14 protein-coding genes and 1 tRNA gene are annotated in these 17,076 nt (G+C 60.3%); 5 read left to right on the forward strand and 10 right to left on the reverse strand.

Features of this window, described 5'->3' with window-relative positions; translation table 11 throughout:
• Window positions 1–20 precede the first annotated feature (20 nt).
• Window positions 21–1,601, forward strand: a complete 1,581-nt coding sequence (locus FE840_RS17200; protein WP_138287846.1) for an FGGY-family carbohydrate kinase — start codon at window positions 21–23, stop codon at window positions 1,599–1,601.
• 15 nt (window positions 1,602–1,616) lie between these two features.
• Here the strand turns inward: FE840_RS17200 and dgcA are convergent, their stop codons facing one another.
• The gene (gene dgcA / locus FE840_RS17205) at window positions 1,617–2,600 is read right to left on the reverse strand and encodes an N-acetyl-D-Glu racemase DgcA (protein ID WP_138287847.1); all 984 of its coding nucleotides are present in this window, start codon (window positions 2,598–2,600) and stop codon (window positions 1,617–1,619) included.
• A 190-nt stretch (window positions 2,601–2,790) separates the two neighbouring features.
• Between dgcA and mnmA the strand changes: the two genes are divergently transcribed.
• From mnmA to FE840_RS17220, 3 genes are all read left to right on the forward strand, one after another.
• Window positions 2,791–3,987, forward strand: a complete 1,197-nt coding sequence (gene mnmA / locus FE840_RS17210; protein ID WP_138287848.1) for a tRNA 2-thiouridine(34) synthase MnmA — start codon at window positions 2,791–2,793, stop codon at window positions 3,985–3,987.
• A gap of 135 nt (window positions 3,988–4,122) precedes the next feature.
• Window positions 4,123–4,199 (forward strand) — tRNA-Met (locus FE840_RS17215).
• Between the two features lie 148 nt (window positions 4,200–4,347).
• The gene (locus FE840_RS17220; RefSeq protein ID WP_138287849.1) at window positions 4,348–4,662 is read left to right on the forward strand and encodes a hypothetical protein; all 315 of its coding nucleotides are present in this window, start codon (window positions 4,348–4,350) and stop codon (window positions 4,660–4,662) included.
• Between the two features lie 7 nt (window positions 4,663–4,669).
• Here FE840_RS17220 and FE840_RS17225 read toward each other — a convergent pair whose 3' ends face one another.
• Together FE840_RS17225 and FE840_RS17230 are read right to left on the reverse strand one after the other, a co-directional pair.
• Window positions 4,670–5,311, reverse strand: a complete 642-nt coding sequence (locus FE840_RS17225) for a ThuA domain-containing protein (protein ID WP_138287850.1) — start codon at window positions 5,309–5,311, stop codon at window positions 4,670–4,672.
• Between the two features lie 68 nt (window positions 5,312–5,379).
• Entirely contained in the window at window positions 5,380–5,781 is a 402-nt protein-coding gene (locus FE840_RS17230) for a four-helix bundle copper-binding protein (protein ID WP_138287851.1), read from the reverse strand.
• 148 nt (window positions 5,782–5,929) lie between these two features.
• Between FE840_RS17230 and FE840_RS17235 the strand changes: the two genes are divergently transcribed.
• Window positions 5,930–6,514 carry a transglycosylase SLT domain-containing protein gene (locus FE840_RS17235; RefSeq protein ID WP_138287852.1) on the forward strand — a complete coding sequence of 195 codons (585 nt, stop codon included), beginning with the start codon at window positions 5,930–5,932 and terminating at the stop codon, window positions 6,512–6,514.
• Between the two features lie 84 nt (window positions 6,515–6,598).
• Here FE840_RS17235 and FE840_RS17240 read toward each other — a convergent pair whose 3' ends face one another.
• The 7 genes from FE840_RS17240 to FE840_RS17270 all read right to left on the reverse strand — a co-directional run bounded on the left by FE840_RS17240 (window position 6,599) and on the right by FE840_RS17270 (window position 16,995).
• Window positions 6,599–7,603: a TIM44-like domain-containing protein gene (locus FE840_RS17240; RefSeq protein WP_138287853.1), complete on the reverse strand. Its 1,005-nt coding sequence runs from the start codon at window positions 7,601–7,603 to the stop codon at window positions 6,599–6,601.
• 259 nt (window positions 7,604–7,862) lie between these two features.
• Complete coding sequence (gene cydB / locus FE840_RS17245; RefSeq protein ID WP_138287854.1) at window positions 7,863–8,867, reverse strand: cytochrome d ubiquinol oxidase subunit II; 1,005 nt, start codon at window positions 8,865–8,867, stop codon at window positions 7,863–7,865.
• Window positions 8,857–10,266: a cytochrome ubiquinol oxidase subunit I gene (locus FE840_RS17250; protein ID WP_138287855.1), complete on the reverse strand. Its 1,410-nt coding sequence runs from the start codon at window positions 10,264–10,266 to the stop codon at window positions 8,857–8,859. The genes cydB and FE840_RS17250 overlap by 11 nt, the downstream gene beginning before the upstream one ends.
• Window positions 10,267–10,475: 209 nt before the next feature.
• The gene (gene serA, locus FE840_RS17255; protein ID WP_138287856.1) at window positions 10,476–12,071 is read right to left on the reverse strand and encodes a phosphoglycerate dehydrogenase; all 1,596 of its coding nucleotides are present in this window, start codon (window positions 12,069–12,071) and stop codon (window positions 10,476–10,478) included.
• 150 nt (window positions 12,072–12,221) lie between these two features.
• A complete protein-coding gene (locus FE840_RS17260; RefSeq protein WP_138287857.1) occupies window positions 12,222–13,400 on the reverse strand; it encodes a phosphoserine transaminase in 1,179 nt (392 codons plus the stop codon).
• A 200-nt stretch (window positions 13,401–13,600) separates the two neighbouring features.
• The gene (locus FE840_RS17265; protein WP_138287858.1) at window positions 13,601–14,431 is read right to left on the reverse strand and encodes an outer membrane protein; all 831 of its coding nucleotides are present in this window, start codon (window positions 14,429–14,431) and stop codon (window positions 13,601–13,603) included.
• Window positions 14,432–14,679: 248 nt separating this feature from the next.
• A complete protein-coding gene (locus FE840_RS17270; protein WP_138287859.1) occupies window positions 14,680–16,995 on the reverse strand; it encodes a methyl-accepting chemotaxis protein in 2,316 nt (771 codons plus the stop codon).
• Window positions 16,996–17,076: the final 81 nt, after the last annotated feature.

Raw genomic sequence — 17,076 nt, forward strand, 5'->3', positions numbered from 1 at the left:
CGGGATGGAAGCAGGCCACAATGCGCGACCACGTGATTGCGGTGGATGTCGGGACGGGCAGCGCACGCGCCGGCATCGTCGACGTGCAGGGCACGCTCCTTTGCCGTCGGGAGCATCCCATCGAGACCCGCTTCGAAGGCGATACCCGTGCTGAACATGCCTCAGAGCAGATCTGGCGGGCCGTTTGCGTAGCGGTCGGCGAGGCCTTGTCGGCGAGCGGTGTTGCGGCAACGAAGATCGCGGCAATCGCCTTCGATGCCACCTGCTCGCTGGTCCTTCGGGACCGAAAGGGTGAGCCGCTTGCCCTGACGCGTGAAGATGGCAAGACCTTCGACACCATCCTGTGGCTGGACCATCGCGCTGCCGCCGAAGCCGATGAATGCACAGCGACCGATCACGCCGCCATTCGCCACACCGGCGAGGTCATGTCGCCGGAAATGGAGATCCCGAAACTTCTGTGGTTGAAACGACACCGCCCAGATCTGTGGAACAAACTCGGCTACGCCTTTGACTTGGCTGATTTTCTCACCTGGCGCGCCTCCGGCTCGAACGCCCGCTCGCTCTGCACGATCACGGCGAAGTGGAACTTCCAGCAACACCAAACGGAAGGCTGGCCTCGTGATTTTCTGGCAAAGCTTGGTCTTGACGACCTCGAAGATCGGGCGAGCCTTCCCCGCATAGGCCACCCCGTGGGCGACGCCGTCGGGCGCCTGACAAGACAGGCGGCTGCGGACCTCGGCCTGGATGTTTCGGTGGTCGTGGCAAGCGGCATGGTCGATGCCTATGCCGGCGCGCTTGGCGTGCTGGGTGGCTATGGCCATGCCCCTCAAAGCCTGTCGCGCCAGATCGCGCTCATCGGCGGCACCTCCAGTTGCCTCATCGCCTTTGCGCCGGAGCCGCGTTTTCGCCGCAGCCTCTGGGGGCCTTATTATGAGGCAGTCTTCCCCGGCCAATGGCTGGTCGAGGCCGGCCAGTCGGCGACAGGCGCGCTGCTCAACCATCTGCTGAGCCTCCATTCAGCGGGCGGGACACCGACAACGGCGCTCCATCAGAAGGTCATTGCGCGGGTCAGTCAATTGCGGGCCGAGGCTGGTCCTGGCCTCGCCGATCACATCAACATCCTTCCCGATTTCCACGGGAACCGGTCGCCTTTTGCCGACCCGAACCTGACAGGCGTCATCACGGGCCTGACACTGGATACCAGCTTTGACGGGCTCTGCCGCCTCTACTGGCGGGCCTGCGTCGCAATTGCGCTGGGCCTGCGACAGATTCTGGAGACGATGGCAGCCTCCGGCATGCAGACGGAGCAACTGCATCTGACCGGAGGACATGTGAAGAACCCGCTTCTGACCGAACTCTATGGCGATGTCACCGGCTGCGATCTGGCAATCCCCGAGACCGATGACGCCGTGCTGGTCGGCACTGCGATCAATGCAGCAGCGGCAGCCCGCCTTCATCCTTCTCTGGCAGAGGCAGGGCGCGCCATGGCCCCGAAGGCCAGGATGCGCAAGGTCGATCCGGACGCACACCGTCGCTATGAGCGCGACTACCGGCGCTTCCTCGCCATGCAGCGGCACCGGGCGGAACTTGACGGCATGTAGTCCGCAATCAAGCAGTCATCCCCAGAGCGCTGCCGGCGGAATCTGCATCAGAGATCCCTCATAGGCAATCGGCGACACGCGATCCTGGCCGAGAAGCAGCGGCCCGTCGAGATCGACGTAATCGGCGCCCTGCGCCACCAGAAACGCCGGTGCCATGGCAAGCGATGTGCCCAGCATGCAACCGACCATAACGCCAAAACCGGCAGAACGGGCAGCATCGCGAAGGGCGAGCGCCTCGGTCAGCCCACCCGTCTTGTCGAGCTTGATATTGAGAGCGTCATACTTGCCCTTCAGCGTCTCAAGGGTGGAGGCCGTATGGCAGCTTTCATCGGCACAGACCGGCAGGATGCGATCCAGCGTCAAAAGGGCGTCGTCATCGCCAGCAGGCAGAGGCTGTTCAACGAGAACCACGCCCAGCCGCAGCAGGTCGGGCGCAAGACGCCGATACGCCTCCACTGTCCAGCCTTCATTGGCATCGACGATGATCGAAGCCTTGGGCGCGCCGCGCCGGACGGCTTCGATGCGCGCGAGGTCCCCCTCGCCACCCAGCTTGACCTTCAGGAGAGGCCGGTGCGCATTGTCTGCCGCCACCGCTTGCATGCTCTCCGGGCTGGCGAGCGACAGGGTAAAGGCCGTTTGCAAGGGTTTGGGTTCCGCAAGGCCTGCCAACTGCCAGACGGGCCTGCCCAGGCGCTTGGCCTCCAGATCCCAGAAGGCGCAGTCGAGCGCATTGCGCGCCGCACCCGGCGGCAGACGCAGCTGCAGGCCTTGCCGGTTGAGACCCGCTGCGATTTCTGGTGCCAGCGCCTCGATCTCGGCCATCACACCTTCGACGGTTTCGCCATAACGCGCATAGGGCACGCATTCGCCCTGCCCCTGATAACCGTCTTCGGTCAGCGTGACCGTGACCACGCGGATTTCGGTGCGCGACCCGCGCGAAATCGTGAAGGCACCATCGACGGGAAAAATCTCCGCAGCGACCTGCAAACGCCTCGTCATTCTGGCTGCCTCTCCTGAGATGGGCCGATGATACCGGCGAATCAGCGCCCTTGCATGATCCGCCATTCCTTTCTATATCCCTCAACATTCAGACCGGAACTGGCGAATGGGCGCTTGCCCCTCGGATAAACCGCCAGCACAATGCAGATGCAGTCGAGAGACGGTCAGGTAAAGCACAGAGACGAAGCCCGTGAACACGCTGGATTTTGACAAGAGACCGGAAGATACGCGCGTTGTCGTCGCCATGTCGGGCGGCGTGGATTCCTCCGTCGTCGCCGGTATCCTGAAGCGCGAGGGCTATGACGTCCTCGGCATCACGCTGCAGCTCTATGACCATGGCGCCGCCGTCCACCGGGCCGGTTCCTGCTGCGCCGGTCAGGACATCGACGATGCCCGCCGCGTTTGCGAAACGCTTGGCATTCCCCATTACGTGCTCGACTACGAACAGCGCTTCCGCGACACCGTGATCAACCCGTTCATGGAAAGCTATGTCGCCGGCGAAACGCCGATCCCCTGTGTGGCCTGCAACCAGACGGTCAAGTTCGCGGACCTTTTGGCGACCGCAAAAGAACTCGGCGCCGATGCACTGGCGACCGGCCATTACATCCGCTCGAAGCCCGTGCCGCTTGCCAATGATCCCGGCCACCGCGCCCTCTTCCGCCCGATCGATAGCGAGCGCGACCAGAGCTATTTCCTCTTTGCCACCACGCAGGAGCAGATCGACTATCTGCGCTTCCCGCTCGGCGCCATGTCGAAGGCGGAAGTCCGCGTGCTCGCCGAAGAGATGGGCCTCGTCGTCGCCCAGAAGGCCGACAGCCAGGACATCTGTTTCGTGCCCCAGGGCAAATATGCCGACGTCATCAACAAGCTGAAGCCGAATGCGGCTCTGGCCGGCGAGATCGTCCATCTCGATGGCCGGGTGCTCGGCAATCACGAAGGCATTCTGCATTACACCATCGGCCAGCGGAAAGGCTTGGGCGTCGCGACCGGCGAGCCGCTCTATGTCATCTATCTCGACGCCCGCTCGCGCCGCGTCATCGTCGGGCCGAAGGAAGCGCTGGAAACCCACCGCGTCTATCTGCGTGACATCAACTGGCTGGGCGACCGGACGCTGGCGGAAGACGCAAGTGACGGCATGCCCTGCTTCGCCAAGGTCCGCTCCACCCGTCCGCCAACCCCGGCGGTCCTGCATGCAGACGAAAAGGGAGTCTATGTCGATCTCGAAATCGGCGAAGCCGGTGTGGCCCCCGGCCAGGCCTGTGTCCTCTATTCCGCACCGGGCGCTGACGCCCGCGTCTATGGCGGCGGCTTCATCGAGCGGTCGGAACGCTCCGGCACGGCGGAAGCCTCGTTGAAGGCGCTTCTGGCAGGCTCTGTCGCGGCCTGACGGCATTTCAAGAAATCGCAGTGAAAGCAGGTTTGTTTTTGTTCTCACTGCGCTTGACTTTGGTCGGACCGACACCTTATAAGCCGCCCATCGCTTCGGACAGCGGCGGCCTCAGAGCCCGAAAATCCGATGTGTGGCGGGGTAGCTCAGGTGGTTAGAGCGTGGGATTCATAACCCCAAGGTCGGCGGTTCAAGTCCGCCCCCCGCTACCAAATTTCTCCGTGACATCAGACGCTTGAGGCGCCTCTTTGAATGAGGGCGGCTCTGCGACGGCGCTAATCGCATGCCGTTCTTGACGCGCAACCGTTTTCCCGCAAAGATTGCACCGATTATCAGGATTGTGGGATTGGATGAGTTTGCATGGCGAACGACACGCCGAAACGCCGCATGCCAACGGCAGCCGCCTTGAAAGACAGCGACGGCAGTGGCACATTTGATACCATGGAACAGCGCGTCAAGGCCCTCGAAGACGATATGAAGCGGATCCTGCAGGACACGGCGGAGATCAAGGGCATGCTGCGCGCAGCCCCTTCCGCGATCGAATTCGGCGAGCTGAAAGGCCGCGTCAACAGCCTGCCGACCATGGGCAAGGCCGCCGCCATGCTGTCGATCGCCACAGCCGTCATCGTCATCCTGAACAACTGGACGACCGTGCGCTCCTGGCTCGTCGGCTAATCCCCCCTCACCGAGCCGCCCCAACCAACCCCCGCCGCACAATCTCCCGCATCTGCGGCACCTCGAACTCCGCCGCCTGGTGGCCGAGGGAGGAGTAGAATACCCGGCCCTGCCCGTGGCGGCGCTTCCAGACGACAGGCATCACATGCCCGTCGATCCAGGCATCGTGCTCGCCGGTAAAGGTGGTCGTCGCCAGAACCTCGTTGTTCGGGTCGACATGCATGTAATACTGCTCGGAGCGATAGGGGAAATGGCCGATGCCGGAGACGAGCGGGTCTTCGGGCTTCACGATATTGACCGTGTAATCATAGATATTGCCGGGATGGGCGACCCATTGGCCGCCGATCATGTATTGATACTGCACGCAATCGCGAAAGCTGTCGCCCGCCTGGCCGTGAAAGCCGCCGAGGCCGACGCCGCCGCGAATGGCGAGCTCCAGGTTCTCGATTTCAGGCTTCTCGATCTTGGTCATCGTCAGCATCGGCACGATGAGGCTGTAGTCGCGGATCGCGGGATCGGCAAAGGCCTCCGTGCCCGCTTCAACGCGGACGGAAAAGCCTTCAGCCTCCAGCATCTCGGAGACGATGGCCGCACATTGGTCGGGCTGGTGTCCATCCCAGCCGCCCCAGCAAATCAGAACCTGACGCAAATGATGACCCTCCTCCATGCCGTCGACCGGGCCGCAGACTGGGTGCAAATGCAGCCGAGGTCAACGCGTCATTGCATCAGCGTCAGCGCTTCGCGGCAGGCGTCCTCGCAGCGATGGCATTCGTCGGCACAGACGCGGCAATGCTCATGGCTTTCGGCGTGGCGGGCGCATTCTTCGCCGCAGGCCGCACAGGCACGCGCACAGGCGTCGATCATCTTCATCAGAACCTCGCGGTTTTCGCTCGTGCGCCGGATCGCCACCTGCCCGGTGGCAAGGCAGATGACCGCACAATCGAGATTGAGCTGGATGCAGCGGCGCAGGCTTGCAACCATCTCCTCTCCAAGGCAGGCATCGGCACAGCTTGCGCAGACCGAGCCACAGCGAAAGCATTGTTCGATGCAGGCCACCAGTGCATCAGACACCTGACCATCGGTCATCGGATGGGTATTCAGCATTTCGCGGACAGACATGAACGGGCTCCTTTGCATGATCCCTGCCCAAACGGATCAAGCCCGCCGCAGTTCCCACCCATCATCCGGCTGGCCAGAAAGATCTCGTTAAGAAAACCTTTCATTAAATTTTAAGGAATAGAATGCCGGGTCAAAGCGAGGTTTTGTCATGCGTACCGCTCTTGTATCCGCGCTTGGAGCCATGCTGCTGTTGTCGGCCTGCGCCAAGCCCCCTACCCAGCAAAGAAACGCCTGCGCGATTTTTGAACAGCGCGACGGCTTGCTCAACAACTGGCGCCGCGAAGCGATCAAGGCCGAACGGGAATACGGCATCCCCGTGCCGATCCTGATGGCGACGATCTACACAGAATCAAACTTCCGCCACAACGCGCGACCGCCGCGCGAAAAAATCTTCGGTTTCATTCCCGGAAAGCGTCAGTCGACAGCCTATGGCTACTCCCAGGCGCTGGATGGCACCTGGGAACGCTATCAGCGGGAGACAGGACGCTGGAGCGCGCGGCGGACCGATTTCGGCGACGCCGTCCGGTTCATCGGCTGGTATCACCGCCAGAGTGCGGACAAGACCGGGATCTCGCTGAGCGACCCCTATAACCTCTATCTCGCCTATCACTCCGGCCATGCAGGCTTCCTGCGCGGCGCCTACAAGAGCAGGCCTGAAGCACTCCGGGGCGCCAAGCGCTTCACAGACATTACCTATACTTACGCCAAGCAGTTGCAGCAGTGCCCGAATTGATGGGTTGATGCCATCAGCCAAGCGAAAAAGGGGACCGGTCCTCAGACCGGTCCCCTTTCTGATTCAGTCAACGCGGCGGCTGCCTCAGCCTTCAACGCCCTGGATAGCCGAAATCTGCCAGCGTGTGTTGTCGCGGCGAACGAAGGTCCAGATCTCAGTCGTTTCGACCGGAGCCTCGGCATCGCCATCGACGACGTTACCCGTCTGCCGATCGATCATATAGTCGACCGCCTCATAGCGCATCGCGACAGTTGCATATTCCAGCTTGTCTTCGCGCCAGCTTTCCGCGACATCACCCTGGACGAGGTGCACATCGCGCACCTGGTTCTTGATGCCCTTGGTGGCATTATCGCTCAGCTCTTCCGCCAGATAGGACATGGCCTCCGGCGTGGTGATCCGACGAAGCGCCGAATAATCTTCCGCCGCATAGGCCGCCTGCATTTCCTGCAAGAGCTTCTCAAAACTGTCCAGATCCTGCGGGGTCACGCCGATCTCGTCGGTGCGTCCGGTAAAGGACCGTGCCGCACCGCCGCCCATGCGCGGGATCTCGAACAACGGACGACCCGCACCGCCACCATTGCCGGCGGGACCGCCTGCCCCGTCGCCACTGGCATTGTCACGGGACATGCCATCCGCATAGGCCGGGCGACGATTGGCGAACATGCGCATGGCGAAACGGATCAGGAAGAAGATCAAGAGACCCTGCAGAAGCAGGCCGAGCAAGCCAAAGCCGCCGCCGAAGCCGGTGCCCATCAGCAGGCCGAAGAGACCACCGAGCAGAAGTCCGCCCATGAGACCGCCGGCAAGTCCGCCAAACATGCCGCCCGAACGAGCTGCGGTCTGGGTCGCCGCACCGGCCGGCGCTGCTGCATTCGGCTGGGCCGCATTGGTGCGCGGCGTCATGGTCCGCTCGATGGGAGCGGCCGGTGTCGGCGCTGTCCGTGTCTGTGCCGGCGCATCGAATGTGCGTGTGCCACGGCTACCAAAGCCGCCGCCAAATCCGCGACGCGCCTCGGCATAGTCGACGGCGACCAGCGTCACCATCATGCCCAATGCCAAGGACGCAAATACCTTACCATAACGCTGCATCGCGTTTCCTACCCTCGTGTTTGTGTGCTCAGGTCCGCAAACCTTTGACCCTTATATGGCGAGGGCCGGCCCTCATTTGAAGACCGGCCCTTCGATCTGACGAAGAATTGACCAGAAGTGCTGACTTTACAGGCAGATCTGGCGGCTCAGGCACCAAGCCAGAGCTTGATGCCGAGGCCGACCACGGTCACCGTGGCGACCCCCGCTGCCCACAGAGCGATGAACCAGAGCAGCCGCTTTGCAAGGGTGGACGACCGCATCAATGATAGCCCTCCTCCGGATTGATCTTGCCGCGGAACACCCAATAGGCATAGGCGGTATAGCCCAGGATCATCGGCACCAGAATAACGGCCCCGACCAGCAGGAAGGCGAGGCTGTCATCAGGCGCCGCCGCCTGCCAGATGGTCAGCGACGTGGGCACAATATAGGGATAGAAACTGATGCCAATGCCTGCATAACCGAGCACGAAGAGCCCGAGCGCCGCCAAAAAGGGCCGTGCATCATGCCCCCGCTTCAGGCCGGTCACGATCAGGTAGAGACAGGCGAGCACCAGGAGCGGCACGATCACCGAGAAGATCATGGTCGGGTAACCGAACCAGCGCTCCAGATAGAGTGGTTTCAGCCAGGGCGTCCAGAGACTGAAGATGCCCATCGCCCCGACAGTGGCAAAGGCGAGAAAGAAGGCGAAATGCCTGGCCCGCGCTGCCAGATGGCCGGTGGTTTTCATCACCAGCCAGGTGGCGCCAAGCAAGGCATAGCCGATCACCAGGGCCACGCCGGTTGCGAGCGAAAACGGTGTCAGCCAGTCCCACCAGCCGCCGGAATAGGCACGATCAGCCACCGGAATACCCTGGACCAAGGCACCGAGCGCTATTCCCTGACAAAGGGCAGCCAGCGTTGAGCCGCCGGCAAAGGCCCAGTTCCACAGATATTCGGCCCGCTTGGTCCGCCAGCGATATTCAAAGGCAACGCCGCGAAAGATCAGCCCGAGCAGCATCAGGATCAGCGGCGCATAGAGCGCGGGCAATATGGTGGCATAGGCGAGCGGAAACACTGCAAGCAGTCCGCCACCACCCAAGACCAGCCAGGTTTCATTGCCATCCCAAACCGGGGCGACCGAATTCATCATCTGGTCGCGGTCATGTTTTTCCGGAAACAGCGGAAAGAGAATGCCGACCCCGAGATCGAATCCGTCGAGAATGACATAGGCGAGCACGGCAAAGGCAATGATGCCGGCCCAGATGAAGGGGAGATCAATGGGCATGCTTGCCTCCATGTCCAGGTTGGGATGCAGGCGTGATACCGGAGGTCCGGATCGGACCTTCATCGAGTGGTTCCAGTGGATCGCGCGGCAGGCGTCCCATCAGGCGCAGAATGTAGAATGTACCTGCTCCGAAAACGACGAAATAGACGATGATGAAGCTGATGAGCGAGGCAGCCACGGCTGGAGCGGCAATCGGCGACAAGGAGTCAGCCGTCATCAGGTGGCCGTAGACCGTATAAGGCTGACGCCCGACCTCCGTCGTGATCCAGCCGGCCAGCACCGCGACGAAACCTGACGGTCCCATTACAACGGCCATCCGATGCAACCCTTGGTTCTCATAGAGCGTACCACGCCAGCGACACCAGAGACTGAAGAGGCCGACACCCAGCATCGCAAAACCAAGAGCGACCATCACCCGGAACGACCAGAAGACGATCGTCACTGGCGGCTCCAACGCGTCGGGGACCGCATCCAGCCCGTCAAGCGGCGCATTGAGATCATGCTTCAGGATCAGGCTGGAAAGCTTGGGTATCTCGATTGCATAATCCACCCGCTTTTCGGTTTCGTTCGGTATGCCAAAGAGAATGAGCGGTGCACCCTCCGGATGGCTGTCGAAATGCCCCTCCATCGCCATGATTTTCGTAGGCTGATGCTCCAGCGTATTGAGCCCGTGCATGTCGCCGACGAAAATCTGGATGGGAGCGACGATGGCAGCCATCCACATCGCCATGGAAAACATCGTCCCGGCACGTCGCGGCGCCGTGCCCTTGATCAGGTGCCATGCCCCGACCGCGCCGACGACGAAGGCCGTCGTCAGATAGGCGGCGATGACCATATGGGTGAGACGATAGGGGAAGGACGGGTTGAAGACGATCGCCCACCAGTCAACCGGCACGAACTGTCCGACATCGTTCATGGCAAAGCCCGCTGGCGTCTGCATCCAGGAATTCACCGAGAGGATCCAGGTGGCCGAGATCAGCGTGCCGAAGGCAACCATCAGCGTAGCAAAAAAATGCAACCCCAGTCCCACACGACTGCGGCCAAACAGCATGACCCCAAGGAAGCCGGCTTCAAGGAAAAAGGCAGTGAGCACCTCATAGCCCATCAGCGGGCCGATGACCGGGCCAGCCTTGTCGGAGAAGACGGACCAGTTCGTGCCGAACTGATAGGACATCACAATGCCGGACACGACCCCCATGCCGAAGGCAACGGCAAAGATGATCTTCCAGAAATCAAAGAGTTCCAGATAGATCTTGTCTTTCTTCCAGATATAGAGGCCCTCCAGCACGGCGAGATAGCTCGCCAGTCCAATCGAAAAAGCCGGAAAGATAATGTGGAAGGATACTGTGAACGCGAACTGGATTCGCGCCAAGATCTCGGCATCGAAGTTCTCGAACATGGGCTAAGCCTTTCGTTCCTGGTCCCCCGACACGGAAACGACCCTACAGGATCAACTACCAAGAAGCCAATGCGAAGCCTCGCCCTGCGTCAGTTACACGCATATCAATTTCCATATTTTTGATGACTGCGGCGCACACCTCGGCAAAACGCAAACGGCGCGGGTTTGATCCCGCGCCGCCTTGAATTCCTGGAGAAGCAGTCAGTCGATCAATCGACGTTGAACACCAGCGACTTGGCCTGCTTCACAGCCGGATTGGCGGTCAGCTGGTTCAGCACGGCCTGATCAACCGGGCCATCGACATAGAGAAGCGCGATGGCATCGCCGCCTTCCTTGTCGCGACCGAGCTGGAAGTTCGCGATATTGACCTTAGCATTGCCGAGCGTGGTGCCCATGAAACCGATCATGCCGGGCACGTCGGTATTGGAGATATAGATCATGTTCTGACCGACATCGGCATCCATGTTGATGCCCTTGATCTGGATGAAGCGCGGCTTGCCGTCGGAGAAGACGGTGCCGGCAACCGAGCGGGTCTGCTTCTCGGTGGTGATGGTGAGCTTGATGTAACCGTCGTAGACGCCGGTCTTGTCGCGCTTCACTTCCGAGACAATGATCCCCTTTTCCTTCACCATGATCGGTGCCGAAACCATGTTCACATCGGCCACCAACGGGCGGATCAGACCGGCGAGCAGTGCCGAGGTCAACGCCTTGGTGTTCATCGTCGAGGTGACACCGTCATAAAGGATTTCGATTTCCTTGATCGGGTTCTCGGTCATCTGGCCGGCAAAGGAGCCGAGCACGTCGGCGAGGCGGATGAACGGCTTCAGGATCGGCGCTTCTTCAGCCGTGATCGACGGCATGTTGATGGCGTTGGAGACGGCACCCTTCATCAGGTAGTCCGACATCTGTTCGGCGACCTGAAGCGCGACGTTTTCCTGGGCTTCGGTGGTCGAGGCGCCCAGATGCGGCGTGCAGACGACATTCGGCAGGCCGAAGAGCGGGCTTTCGGTCGCGGGTTCGACCTCGAAGACATCGAAACCGGCACCTGCGACATGGCCGGACTTGATGGCTTCGGCAAGGGCGGCCTCGTCAACCAGACCACCGCGGGCGCAGTTGATAATGCGCACGCCAGGCTTGGTCTTGGCAATGTTCTCCTTGCTGAGGATGCCGCGTGTCTTGTCGGTCATCGGCACATGCAGCGTGATGAAATCAGCCTTGGCGAGGAGTTCGTCCAGCTCAACCTTGGTCACACCCATTTCTTGGGCGCGATCATTCGACAGGAAGGGGTCATAGGCCAGCACATGCATGCCAAGGCCGATGGCCTTCTTGCAGACGATGCCACCGATATTGCCGGCACCGATGACACCGAGCGTCTTGCCGGTGATCTCGACACCCATGAACTTCGACTTTTCCCACTTGCCGGCCTGGGTCGAAACGTCGGCCTGCGGGATCTGGCGGGCAACGGCAAACATGAGGGCGATGGCATGTTCCGCCGTCGTGATCGAATTGCCGAAGGGCGTGTTCATCACGATGATGCCGCGCTTGGACGCAGCCGGGATATCGACATTGTCGACGCCGATGCCGGCGCGGCCGATGACCTTGAGGTTGGTCGCAGCAGCGATCAGTTTTTCCGTTGCCTTGGTGGCAGAGCGAATGGCGAGACCATCGTAATTGCCGATGATTTCAGCGAGCTTTTCCTTGTCCTTGCCGAGCTTCGGCTGGAAATCAACTTCGACGCCGCGATCGCGGAAGATCTGGACGGCGGTTTCCGAGAGTTCGTCGGATACGAGAACGCGAGGTGCCATGGTGCTGGGCTCCTTAAAGGGGTTCAGACTGCAACCTTTCCGCCGTCATGCGCGGGCTTGTCCCGAGCATCTGCGACCGATCGGTCCTGGTGATGGGATAAGATCCTCGGCACAAGGCCGAGGATGACGTTGTCATGCCTTGAAAAAGGATCAGGCGGCAGCCTTGGCGAGAGACGCCTTCTGCGTCTCATAGGCGAAGGAGAGCCACGGCATCAGAGCCGCCATGTCAGCAGTCTCGATCGTGGCACCCGCCCAGATGCGAAGACCGGCCGGTGCATCGCGATAAGCTCCGATGTCATAGGCGACACCCTGCTTTTCGAGAATGCTGGCAATGCCTTTGGCAAAGGCGGCCTGAGCGTCGGCATCAAGCGCCGTAATCTCAGGGTCAACGATCTTGACGCAGACCGAGGTGTTGGAGCGCGTGGCCGGGTCGACGGCGAGATTGGCGATCCAGTCGTTCTTCTCGATGAAGTCGAAGATCACCTTCGCATTGGCATCGGCACGCGCGATCAGGGCTTCGAGACCACCGATCGACTTCGCCCACTTCAAGGCATCGATATAGTCTTCGACGCAGAGCATGGACGGGGTGTTGATGGTCTCGCCGACAAAGATGCCTTCGATCAGCTTGCCGCCAGAGGTCATGCGGAAGATCTTCGGCAGCGGCCAGGCCGGAACATAGGTCGTCAGACGCTCGACAGCGCGCGGCGACAGGATGATCACGCCGTGACCGCCCTCGCCGCCCAGAACCTTCTGCCAGGAGAAGGTGGTGACATCGAGCTTCGAGAAGTCCATGTCCTGGGCAAAGGCTGCGGAGGTGGCGTCGCAGATGGTCAGGCCCTTGCGGTCAGCCGGAATGAAATCGGCATTCGGTACGCGCACGCCCGAGGTGGTGCCGTTCCAGGTGAAGACGACATCGCGGTCGAAATCGACGGCGGAAAGGTCCGGCAGCAGGCCGTAATCGGCATTGAACTTGCGGACATCGGCAAGCTTCAGCTGCTTCACCACATCGGTGACCCAGCCGGCGCCAAAACTTTCCCAGGAGAGCATGTCGACGCCACGTTCGCCGAGCAGCGACCACATGGCCATTTCGACGGCGCCCGTATCGGAGGCCGGAACAATGCCGATGCGGTAGTCAGCGGGGACGTTCAGGATTTCGCGGGTCAGGTCGATGGCCAGCTTCAGCTTTTCCTTGCCGACCTTGGCGCGGTGCGATCGGCCGAGCGGGGCATCGGAAAGCGCATCGAGCGACCAACCGGGACGCTTCGAGCAGGGGCCAGACGAAAAATGAGAGTTTGCCGGACGCGCGGCAGGGGCGACGATATCAGCCATATAGATACCCTTCCAGGTAATTAGCCTCTCGTTGGGGAGAGGTGTCCCGCCGTCGGAACTACTCCTGTCGCCTGTCGTCGTCAAGCGGCGCAACGTCGCTCCGAGAAATATTTTTGGCGCGCCTGCGGCATGTCTCGGTGTTCACCAAATGCAGAAAGGCCGCCCGGAGGCGGCCTTGCGAGAAGTCAGTGACATCGATCTCACTTGTAGACCAGCGGAGGCGGTGGGTCGAAAGCGACCTGCTGCTCCTGGCAACCGCCGAATACATAGCGAGCACCGGCATACAGCTCATGGCTTTGGAAGCCCTTGTCATAACCCGGCCCACCGTTGGAAGCGAAGCCGAACATATCACCACCCATGGTATGGCGGAAACGGTAGCCGGCATCGGCCTTGACGGCGCAGGTGAGATCAACGGAAGCACCCGCCATCAACTGGTAGGCAAAGCGCCAGCTGCCGGCTCCATGATGCTCGACTGTGGCGTCGCATCCGCCTCCATCGTTTTGGCAGGAGGTGTTTCTGAGTTTGTCCCACTTGACATACGAGCCGCCGATACCGCCACCGACATAGGGCGTGAAGTATCCGTAAGTGCCGAGGTCAACATAGGCATTGGCCATGAGAGTGTAGGCACGCATTGCGGAAATGTCAGTCGATCGGCACGGCTCAAGCGGGAAGCCGCAGCTCCCGACAGTCGAACCGCGGAAATCGCTCTTGAACTTGTAGTCGAAGGTCAGATCGGTGCGCAGATAGTTGTTGATCTGGTAGCCGACACCAGCACCGACGGTGAAGCTGTCTTTCAGGTCGACGGTTGCAAAATCATTAACGAGGGCGTTGGATCCCTGAAAATAATGAGCGCCTTTGATCTTGTTGAAGCTATAGCCAAGGTCACCGCGCAGATACCAGCCGGAAGCCTCGGATACCGTGATTTCCGGTGCCGCGATATAGGGCGCCGGCTCGGGTTGATACACATCTGCAGAATAGGCAGTCGTGCTGGCCAGCATGGCGGCAGCGACAGCAATCAAGCTCGTCTTCATGGCAGGATACTCCAAATTCCCCTGGTTGCTTAAATCAGGCCAGAAGCGGCCGATAATCAGAACACGTGAGGATAATGGAATGGAAAAGTTAAGTTGCACTTAACCCTAGTCATTAACTCTGCCTCTTTGGACCTTGCTAACCAAGACGCTTGGGAACGAAGTAATGTTCCTTGCGACAGGAAAGGAAAGCGGCGCGCGTCCCGTCGGACACGCGCCGTTTCGATCGAGTCTTGTTTTGGCAGGGCCCTTCAGCCAGCCATTCGTTGACGGGACGCTGTCATCCCGTCGAACTTCCCGGGCTGATTATCCAGTGTGAACTGTCCGAGTTGTTGATCCATCTCGGCAGCTTCCTGCGCCAGCTTGTGTATTGCAGCGGTCGTTTCTTCGACCAGGGCAGCATTTTGCTGCGTCATGGTGTCGAGCTTGCCAACGGAACCATGAATATGCCCGAGGGTTTCCGCCTCTTCGCGCGTCGATTCCATGATCTCGCTGATGTGACTATTGATCGCCAGAACATGCGCGCCGATACCGTTGAGGGCAGCCCCTGCCTTTTCAACCAGGCTGACACCGTTTTCAACTTCGACCGTGGACTTGGCCAGAAGGTCACTGATCTCCTTCGCAGCCGTTGAGGAGCGCTGTGCCAATGCGCGAACTTCCTGCGCAACCACGGCAAATCCCTTGCCACTTTCGCCGGCACGCGCGGCCTCAACGCCGGCATTCAGCGCCAGGAGATTGGTCTGGAAGGCAATTTCATCAATGACGCCAATGATCTTATTGATCTCCTGGCTGGAGCACTGAATTGCTTCCATCGCGCTGATCGTATCGCCCATGATCAGTCCGGAATGCTCCGTATCCTGCTTGGCGTGACGGGCGATCTTTTCGGCTTCTGCAGCGCGTGAGATCTGTACCTGAACCGCATCAGTGATTTCCTTGATTGCATTTGCGGCTTCAGAAACAGCGATCGCCTGCCGTTCGGTGCGCTCTGCCAATTGATCGGCTCCGGCCCGCATCTCCTCAGAACCAGCCCTGACGGCAACCGAGTTTCCACCGATACCGGAAAGGGTCTGACTGAGTGTTGCCAATGCATTGTTGAAATTGGCTCGCAGGCTCTCCAGCGCGTCGGGGAAACGATGATTGATCTTGAAGGACAAATCGCCCTTTGCAAGGCGACCAAGGCCTTCGTCCAAAACCTCGACGACTTGCTGAAGAGTTGCAGCCTCTGCATCTCGTTCTGTCATCCGCTGCCGTCGCTCCAGTTCCACCCGCTCGCGTTCCTCACGCCGCTCCAGTGACTGGCGTTGCTGTTCGATCAGCCCCAGCCGGAAGCGCTCCAGCGCCCGTGCCATCCTGCCGATCTCGTCGCCGCGATGCTGATTGGGAACCGTGTTGTCCAGTTTCCCGTCAGCAACCTCACCGGTGAATTGGGTCAATGCCGCCAAGGGGGCAAACAGCCGCTTCATCAGAAAACCCGTGGCAAAGGCAAGGGCAAGAAGCGCCAGAAGACCCGTGATCATCAGGGTCTGGGCTATCCGCATGGACCCGGCCGCGAGTTCCGTGTGGCTGATGCTCTCGGCAACGACATAAACCTGATCGTTGAACATGACGGCCCGCCCGAAAGCCTTGGCAGCACCATCGTTGCGGGTGATCTCGGAACTGAAGATCTGATCGACGGTCGGATTTGCCGGGAAATTGAAATCTGCAGACTTGATGTCCACCAGCGAACCGTCGCCTCCAAGTGCAATGCCCGTGCCGTCTGCCGACAGGATCGCCGTCTGCTCCGTGCTGCCGGGCACGATTCCCTTGGACAAAATGCGGCTCAGCGCATTGGCATCCACCTGGAAAACGAAAACACCCTTGAATGACTCGAACTTCACGACCGGGACTGCGAAGTAAACTTCGGGCGTAGCAGCATTGGCTCCGACTGAGAGGCCCGAAAAGGTTATGGCAGCGACATCATCGACCGCAGCCTCGGCCGCTTCGACGCTCAGGGCGAAGACCTTGCCCAGACCGGACGCCGCCAACGGACCTGTAGTGACATTTTCGGCGAAACTGGGCCCTTTGCGATAACTGTAGAGTACATTGCCCGACTGATCGAGGATCAGCATATCGCTGAAAGCGGTGTTGCGCAGGTAGTCGCCGACCTGGACTTGGGTCGTCTCGTGCGTGGAATAATAGAAGCCGCTCGGACCTTCTGGCTTTACCAGCTTTTCGCGTTCGCCAGCTGGAAACGGATTTTCAGAAACAAACACCCGCTGCAGTTCTGATTTCGCGTCACCGGAGTTTTTCGTAATCGTGTTCCAGCCGCTTTTCAGCCCGGTAAGCGATTGTTGCAGACTCTCGATCTTGGCTATCGAGTTCGCCTGGTTCTCAATCTGCTTCAACTGCTCTGACAACATGTCGCCGCGAAATGTCAGCGCTGCGACCATCGACTTCTCAGTCAGAGCCGCAAACTCAGCGTTGGAGGATCGATAGGCGAAGACGTTCAGCAGCGCGACCGTCACTACGGTAAGGAGCAGAAACAGACCAATGACCTTGGAGGAGAGAGAGTTCAAACGAGCAGCCATGACGGATCCCGGAGGCCTCCATGGCTCCAGAACAGCCATGGCAGGCATTTGAAAGAAAACCGGACAGCTCACACGCCGCCC

Origin of the sequence: Peteryoungia desertarenae (genome assembly GCF_005860795.2) — a bacterium.
In the GTDB taxonomy this organism is placed as follows: Bacteria; Pseudomonadota; Alphaproteobacteria; order Rhizobiales; family Rhizobiaceae; genus Allorhizobium; species Allorhizobium desertarenae.

What these genes read in the sequence shown, in the direction of transcription:
- FE840_RS17200 (WP_138287846.1), top strand. Translation starts at nt 21, where the DNA reads ATGCGCGACCACGTGATTGCGGTGGATGTCGGGACGGGCAGCGCACGC.
- dgcA (WP_138287847.1), bottom strand. Translation starts at nt 2,600, where the DNA reads ATGACGAGGCGTTTGCAGGTCGCTGCGGAGATTTTTCCCGTCGATGGT.
- FE840_RS17220 (WP_138287849.1), top strand. Translation starts at nt 4,348, where the DNA reads ATGGCGAACGACACGCCGAAACGCCGCATGCCAACGGCAGCCGCCTTG.
- FE840_RS17230 (WP_138287851.1), bottom strand. Translation starts at nt 5,781, where the DNA reads ATGTCTGTCCGCGAAATGCTGAATACCCATCCGATGACCGATGGTCAG.
- FE840_RS17235 (WP_138287852.1), top strand. Translation starts at nt 5,930, where the DNA reads ATGCGTACCGCTCTTGTATCCGCGCTTGGAGCCATGCTGCTGTTGTCG.
- FE840_RS17240 (WP_138287853.1), bottom strand. Translation starts at nt 7,603, where the DNA reads ATGCAGCGTTATGGTAAGGTATTTGCGTCCTTGGCATTGGGCATGATG.
- cydB (WP_138287854.1), bottom strand. Translation starts at nt 8,867, where the DNA reads ATGCCCATTGATCTCCCCTTCATCTGGGCCGGCATCATTGCCTTTGCC.
- FE840_RS17250 (WP_138287855.1), bottom strand. Translation starts at nt 10,266, where the DNA reads ATGTTCGAGAACTTCGATGCCGAGATCTTGGCGCGAATCCAGTTCGCG.
- serA (WP_138287856.1), bottom strand. Translation starts at nt 12,071, where the DNA reads ATGGCACCTCGCGTTCTCGTATCCGACGAACTCTCGGAAACCGCCGTC.
- FE840_RS17260 (WP_138287857.1), bottom strand. Translation starts at nt 13,400, where the DNA reads ATGGCTGATATCGTCGCCCCTGCCGCGCGTCCGGCAAACTCTCATTTT.
- FE840_RS17265 (WP_138287858.1), bottom strand. Translation starts at nt 14,431, where the DNA reads ATGAAGACGAGCTTGATTGCTGTCGCTGCCGCCATGCTGGCCAGCACG.
- FE840_RS17270 (WP_138287859.1), bottom strand. Translation starts at nt 16,995, where the DNA reads ATGGCTGCTCGTTTGAACTCTCTCTCCTCCAAGGTCATTGGTCTGTTT.